This is a genomic window from Methanobacterium aggregans (assembly GCF_017874455.1).
Taxonomy (GTDB): Archaea; Methanobacteriota; Methanobacteria; order Methanobacteriales; family Methanobacteriaceae; genus Methanobacterium_C; species Methanobacterium_C aggregans.
Genome location: NZ_JAGGLN010000004.1, coordinates 313054 through 319455 on the forward strand (window position 1 = coordinate 313054; position 6402 = coordinate 319455).

Here is a 6402-nt window from a genome sequence, read left to right on the forward strand (position 1 = left end):
AATAATTGCTGTGATAGTTATAATTTTGTTAAGAATGTTATCTAAAAATTTCTATCCTGAAAATTTTATTAAAAAATTTATTAAAAAAGAAGCGTTTTGAAGCTCATTTTATAAATGAAACTTCCCCTGGCAGGTTTTCATCCTTTATCCAGCTTCTTAAAACCCTGTTGAAAATGTCCGGATTTTCCATATTCCAGACGTGCCCCAGTTTAGGGGCTGTTATTCCAATGGCGTTGGGTAAATTTTCCATCAGATCTTGAGCTGATTCTTTTATGACCTTGTACTCCTTCTCACCAGCCATCACAAGCACAGGAACATCTGCACGGTTCAGTCCCATGGGCATCTGGAAGAGCATGTTCTCGTGAAGTATTCTGTCCAGAGATTCAGGTTTTATCAGATACGTGGATTCCCTGAACTCGTTGAAAAGAGTTTTAGGCATATTGTATGTTCTCATATTGGCCTTTATGAAGAAATCTGTGTCCTTAACTGGCTTATAAACATTTATGAGGTAATTAAGAAGCTTTAAAAAGGTTTCTGTGTGGGGGGTGCTGTGGACGAGCGTGCCGCTGATCATTGAGTGATCCACAACCTCCGGAGCTTTGCTTAAAATCTGAAGGATTATCTGAGCCCCCAATGATATTCCCACAAGATGGGCCTTCCCACCCTTTGCCCGGGTCTTTATGAGGTCTACGATCATGTCTGCAGCACCCTCAATTGTGAATGGCTTGACATCAACGCTTTTTTCATGTTCTGGAAGGTCCGGGATGAGTAGATGGTAATCCCTGAAGGCTTCAACCTGTTCTCTCCACATCCAGCCCGCCATGCCACCACCGTGGAGGAATAGGATGGTTTCGCTGTTTTCATGGCCCATCTCTTCAACGTGCAGATTCATGAACATGGTTGGTTTTAGTTAAATTTAAGTTTTGTTTAATCTGCAGGGATTTATTACCCGATTGTCCGGTTAATTCTAAGCATCAATTTGTGTATTATAGAATTCAAATGATGGAGTATGCTTGATAAAAAAATTAAAGGATTTCTTGAAATGTTTTGAGGATTTAAAAAATTGCACTGAATCTTGCAAGTAGTGCATCTATCTTCTCATCCCTGTTCTTGTTCCAGATTATGATATCCGTCCCAACAATGCTTCCTCCCTTGGATTGGGATATCTCCTTCATCTTACTTATTGCCTGATTTCCACCTGTCCAGTTGAATCTCACTCCCTTGGTAACGAATAGGGATATTTTTTTACCCTGAAGTGATTGGATCTGCTCAAGATAAGCCTTCATGGGGCGTGCCAGTGAAAATGCCTGTACAGGAGACCCGAATACCAGTGCATCGTACTTTTCCACATCAGGTACAATTTCAAATTCCATGTCCTTTGAACCCGGATGAACCTCTCCTTTCATAACAACTCTCTCAAGTTCTACTTCATTTCCCTTTTCCTGGAGCCTTTTCTGGAGTTTCTGAGCCACAGAATATGTATGTTCCGTCTGGGAATACACCACGATTCCTATTTTCATGTTGAAATCCTCCTTTTTTTTATTATATCACCTAAAAAATATCATTTTATGTTTAAAACAAATTTAAAGGAATGAACAGCTTCTTTGATTCGGACCATGATCCCAAACTGCTGTTTATTAATATGAAACTTTTAATTAAAGTATAATACTGTAAAAAGTTCTAAAGTAGGTTCATTGTTTAAAAGGCAGTATGGGCAATAAATGTCAAAAGAACAGTAGAACCTATTAAAAAAGCTTGATGTTGAGGCAGATTATGAAAAGAGCGTTGTTAATAATAGATGTTCAGAATGAATACTTTTCAGGTGCGTTACCTGTGAGTTACCCCAGGGAAAGCTTTGGTAACATATTGGCGGCCATGGACGCTGCAAATAGGCAAGAAATCCCTGTGGTTCTGGTGCAGCACACCAATCCAGAGGATGCTCCCACCTTTGCTAAGGGGAGTGAGAGTTGGAAGCTTCACAGCGAAGTGAAAGCCCGAAAATACGAAGGTATCGTTGAAAAGACTTTACCCAGCAGTTTCACAGGGACTGACCTTGAATCATGGTTAAGAACAAACAGTATTGATACCGTGGTTGTAGCGGGTTACATGACCCAGATGTGCTGTGACACCACTGCACGGCAGGCCATGCATCTGGGCTTCGATGTGGAATTCTTATCCGATGCAACAGGAACCCTAAGTATCTCCAACTACGCTGGAGAAGTTTCAGATGAGGACCTGCACAAAGCCACCCTTGTGACACAGGCCATGAGGTTCAGCAGAGTTCTAACAACTGAAGAATGGGTTGAAAACCTGTTTAAATGAGATAAAATATTAAAATAGTAACTCTTTGAGGAATTATAATGGAAATAACTTACATCGAAGGTAATTAGAATGACCTGGACCTGATACAACCCCTGTGGGAGAAGCTGAGGCAGCACCATCAAAATAAATCCGAAAACTTTCAGGAACACTATCAGGATTTTAGTTTCCAGGAGAGGAAGGAAGATCTGCTTAAAAAATCTGCAGTTGGTTCTTTAAGGGTTGACTTTGCAAAAGATGTTTCTGAAGATCGTGTTGTTGGTTACTGTGTGAGCTCGTTATCCCCTGAACTTGAGGGAGAGATTGATTCTATCTACGTTGATGAAGCGTGGAGATCAGAAGGTGTAGGTGGCACCTTAATGGAAAGGGCGTTGAACTGGATGGATGAGAACCACGTTAAGAAGCGCAGGATCCTTGTGGCCAATGGTAACGAAAAAGCCCTGGAGTTTTACGCGAGATACGGATTTTACCACAGGGCAACTGTTCTGGAGCAAAGAACCTATTAAAACAAGTTATTTTTTTTAATCAATTTATTTAAATCAAAGTATTAACTTAAAAAATTAAAAAACAAGAATTGAAAAAAATAATAAGTTTTCAATAAAAAAAAAGGGAAGGAATTTATCCCTGAAGGGAATTATACCCTGATCTTCCCATCCCTCATCTCAATGATCTCATCTGCATATTCAGCAGATTCCAGGTTGTGGGTTACAACCACGATGGTGACACCATCCTTACGGTTCAGATCCTGGAGTATCTGCATTATTGCATTGGCGTTCTTGCTGTCAAGCTCTCCAGTTGGTTCATCTGCAAAAACTATAGATGGATCGTTGATAAGAGCCCTGGCTATTGCAACACGCTGCTGCTCACCACCTGAAAGCTGGCTTGGAAGTTTGTTGTACTTACCCTCCAGCCCCATCCTATCGATGAGCTCCACAGCCTTCGACTCGTCCTCCTTGATCATTGGGAGCATAACGTTCTCAAGGACCGTGAGCTGATGCATCAGGTTGAACCTCTGGAAAACAAAGCCTATCTCATTTCTACGCATCTGGGCCTGTTTTTTTGAGGAAAATTTACCTGGTTCCTTTCCATTGATGAGGAAAGTGCCCCTAGTAGGGGTGTCCAGTATTCCTGCAACATGGAGGAAGGTTGATTTTCCAGACCCTGATGGCCCCATCACTGCAGTGAAAGATCCAGTTCTCAGGGCTAAATTCAATCCTGCAAGGGCGTTTACTTCTTCGTCACCCATTTTATATGTTTTCCAGACATCTTTAAATTCTATCACATGGTTACTCATTTCTCAATGCCTCCACAACGTTCAGTTTTGAAGCACGCACTGCAGGGTAAAGTCCTGCAAGGATACTCAGGAGTGTGGAACCTGCAATCGCACTTACAATGAGCCATGCAGGCAGCATTTCTGACATGTAGTCAGTGAAGTTGAGTACGTTGGCCAGTGCAACTATTCCAATGGCACCTACGATCACTCCCACAACTGCCCCTATGAATCCAAGGATACCTGCTTCAAAGAGTGTGCTTCCCATTATCTGTTTATTTGTAAATCCAATAGCTTTTAAAACTCCTAATTCTCGTGTTCTTTCCATTACACTGATGAACATGGTGTTTACAACGCTTATTATACCCACAAGGAGTCCCACACTTGCAATGAGACTTGCAAAGAGCATGGATTTGTCTGCCATCTCCTGAACTTCTGCTACTTTATCAGATTTTGTTTCGACTGTAACATTTCCAACATCCTTTTCAAGTGCATCTGCCACTGTTTTTGGGTCTCCATGGGTTTTGGCTGTGATGATACTTACCCTGTTATCCTGCATCTCTTTTGCAAGGGCCTGATTTATATAAAGAGCAGATCCATCCTCTTTGGCTATTCCTGTTATTGCCATCTCCTTACCATCGACGTTCACCTTGCTACCGACCTTGTAGCCCAAGGTGTCAGCAATACTGTAGTCCATAACAACTCCTGGGGATCCTGTCTTGAGTCTGAGCTGTTTCCAGTCGTTGGTTCCCTGAACCGCAAGTTCCTGTCCATTTATTGTTTGCTTGAAGACTGTGAATTCCTTGGTATCGTAGAGCTTGGAGTAGGCTTCCACCTTGGAAGCGGTTTGGTTGTCCATCAGGTAAGATCCCGTGCTTCCTGCAGGGGATACAGTTAAATCATACATATAAGCACTAGTTTCTTCTTTTACGACCGATGTTGCACCTGCAGTTATGCCCACAAGCACCATTATGGTTGCAACGCCGATGATTATTCCGAGCATAGTCAGGGCGCTTCTGAGCTTCCTTCTGCGGATGTTGTTGAAGGCCAGTTTATAAAGATCCATAATTTATCACCTCAAATTCTTTCACTTATCGATTGACTAAAAAAAAATCTTCAAAGGGATTAAAAAATACTGAAATCATGAATATATCATAACTGTTTTATTTGAAGATTTTATAACAATTTTTTGAATATTTTGAATGTTAAAATCCAGTTTAAATCACCCCATCAAATTTAACTCTATCTTAATGTTGATTAAACTCTTAAAAATAGTTTTTTCCAAAATTAAGGGAAATTTAACCCGTATTTTCCTCAAATTTGTCTCTGGATTCACTCCAGATTGCACCCAAATTGGGTCTCTGAAGTCCAATGTAGGAAATCATTGAATGAAAGATGAAAGGTTAAGAAGTAAAAATAAGGATTTAATGTATGAAAAAAAGAAATTCGAAGTTTTTTTTATCAGTTAAACTTAAATCAGAAGAGGTAAATTTGCCCTTATCTTTTCTGCTGTTTTTCTTCAAGTTTTCTGGAGATGTCTTTACCTGTCACAACTGGTTTTTCCTTATTTTGACTTTTATCTTCAACTGCATCAACTTTTATAAGGTTGTAAACCATCGAAGCCAGCACAAAACATATAAACAAACCTCCAAGCCGTATAATTGGATTTCCGGGGGATTGGCCAATATAACCCACAGACAAAGCAATGACCGTACCAGTGCCAACGAAAACAACCACTGCAGCTACCACTGCAAAAAAATTCCTAAAGCCCATAAATTATCACATCAACCTGGTAATATCTGTGTTTATAAGTTTTAGATAAGTTTTATTGGCTTTTATAACATCAAAACTGTTAATTTTATCCCTACCATATATAACTGCACTACAACCAGATAAAAGCAAAATAAAAGCTTCTTCAGTGACTAAAAAAGTTGTTGACACCCTTTCTGTTCCTTTCCACTTGTTATGTATCAACATAAAATTAATTTCATGAATATGATTATAAAGCCGCTTCACCTGTTTATTTTGCCATTTAACTTTACCTAAACGTTTGAAGAATTCAGCACTAGAATTGGGAGTTTCAATGTCAGAATCAAAATCTTCTAAGAGTAAGATTATTCTTGTGGCCATGGAGCTATGGAATATTTTATTTCTGTCTTCTAAATTTAATTTTCTTCCCAAATTAACATGATAAATACCTGCAATAAAACTATAACTCACTAAAAATTCTTTTATTCCAATTAATGGTGCTAAAGGAATACTTAAAGGAAATTTACTAAGATTTTCTATTGCAAATTTCTCTAATGATGAAAATTCATCTTCACTTCTATCTATTTCAACATCAGAACCCATAAGACCATCAAAACGCACATGAACAAGCTTTTCATAAACTTCAGAATCTTCCAAAGCAAGTATACTCTTAATCACTTTTTTTAACCCATCAACATCACCAAACTCATCCAAAACTTTACCCGCAACATCAACAGCCGGCTCTGCACTCCAGAATCCCATAACAAATCACATCAACCTGGTAATATCCGTGTTTAAAAGTTTGAAATAAGTTTTATAAGCCATTAAAAGATCAGACTCCCTTATCTTCAACCGATCATCGTTCACAGCACAACAAGCCGCAAGAAACAAAATAAAAGCAGTTTCAGTTACAGAAAATTTACTAGTTGTTATTTTTCGTGTTTCAATAAAATTATCACGCCTAAACTGATGCAGTTTTCCGTGTAATTTTTTCACTTTTTTGTCTTTCCAGTTCATTTTCTTAAGTTTGAGGAAGTATTCAGCAGTAACCTCTTGGGGGTTAG

9 protein-coding genes are annotated in these 6402 nt (G+C 39.1%); 2 read left to right on the plus strand and 7 right to left on the minus strand.

Translation table 11 applies throughout. The features are described 5' to 3' along the window. Positions 1-103 precede the first annotated feature (103 nt). On the minus strand, positions 104-892 hold the full coding sequence (locus tag J2756_RS08290) for an alpha/beta fold hydrolase (protein ID WP_209584516.1): 789 nt from the start codon (positions 890-892) through the stop codon (positions 104-106). Positions 893-1055: 163 nt separating this feature from the next. Next, positions 1056-1520 (minus strand): flavodoxin family protein, encoded by a 465-nt coding sequence (locus tag J2756_RS08295; protein WP_209584518.1) that lies wholly within the window; start codon positions 1518-1520, stop codon positions 1056-1058. 253 nt (positions 1521-1773) lie between these two features. Here J2756_RS08295 and J2756_RS08300 point away from each other — a divergent pair, with 253 nt between their 5' ends. Both J2756_RS08300 and J2756_RS08305 read left to right on the plus strand, forming a co-directional pair. Then, on the plus strand, positions 1774-2322 hold the full coding sequence (locus J2756_RS08300; protein WP_209584520.1) for a cysteine hydrolase family protein: 549 nt from the start codon (positions 1774-1776) through the stop codon (positions 2320-2322). 104 nt (positions 2323-2426) lie between these two features. After that, positions 2427-2825: a GNAT family N-acetyltransferase gene (locus J2756_RS08305; RefSeq protein ID WP_281063387.1), complete on the plus strand. Its 399-nt coding sequence runs from the start codon at positions 2427-2429 to the stop codon at positions 2823-2825. A gap of 128 nt (positions 2826-2953) precedes the next feature. On the opposite strand, the gene J2756_RS08310 is transcribed toward J2756_RS08305, so the two are convergent. From J2756_RS08310 to J2756_RS08330, 5 genes are all read right to left on the minus strand, one after another. Then, complete coding sequence (locus J2756_RS08310; RefSeq protein ID WP_209584523.1) at positions 2954-3613, minus strand: ABC transporter ATP-binding protein; 660 nt, start codon at positions 3611-3613, stop codon at positions 2954-2956. Then, complete coding sequence (locus tag J2756_RS08315) at positions 3606-4655, minus strand: ABC transporter permease (RefSeq protein ID WP_209584526.1); 1050 nt, start codon at positions 4653-4655, stop codon at positions 3606-3608. The genes J2756_RS08310 and J2756_RS08315 overlap by 8 nt, the downstream gene beginning before the upstream one ends. A 431-nt stretch (positions 4656-5086) precedes the next feature. Continuing rightward, entirely contained in the window at positions 5087-5362 is a 276-nt protein-coding gene (locus J2756_RS08320) for a hypothetical protein (protein ID WP_209584527.1), read from the minus strand. Between the two features lie 6 nt (positions 5363-5368). Then, on the minus strand, positions 5369-6100 hold the full coding sequence (locus J2756_RS08325) for a hypothetical protein (RefSeq protein WP_209584529.1): 732 nt from the start codon (positions 6098-6100) through the stop codon (positions 5369-5371). A 6-nt stretch (positions 6101-6106) separates the two neighbouring features. Beyond that, positions 6107-6402: hypothetical protein (locus J2756_RS08330; protein WP_209584531.1), on the minus strand; the 296-nt coding region annotated here is incomplete at its 5' end.

Bases quoted from the DNA above. Each gene is read 5' to 3' on its own strand.
- J2756_RS08290 (WP_209584516.1), bottom strand. From the start codon at position 892: ATGAATCTGCACGTTGAAGAGATGGGCCATGAAAACAGCGAAACCATC.
- J2756_RS08295 (WP_209584518.1), bottom strand. From the start codon at position 1,520: ATGAAAATAGGAATCGTGGTGTATTCCCAGACGGAACATACATATTCT.
- J2756_RS08300 (WP_209584520.1), top strand. From the start codon at position 1,774: ATGAAAAGAGCGTTGTTAATAATAGATGTTCAGAATGAATACTTTTCA.
- J2756_RS08310 (WP_209584523.1), bottom strand. From the start codon at position 3,613: ATGAGTAACCATGTGATAGAATTTAAAGATGTCTGGAAAACATATAAA.
- J2756_RS08315 (WP_209584526.1), bottom strand. From the start codon at position 4,655: ATGGATCTTTATAAACTGGCCTTCAACAACATCCGCAGAAGGAAGCTC.
- J2756_RS08320 (WP_209584527.1), bottom strand. From the start codon at position 5,362: ATGGGCTTTAGGAATTTTTTTGCAGTGGTAGCTGCAGTGGTTGTTTTC.
- J2756_RS08325 (WP_209584529.1), bottom strand. From the start codon at position 6,100: ATGGGATTCTGGAGTGCAGAGCCGGCTGTTGATGTTGCGGGTAAAGTT.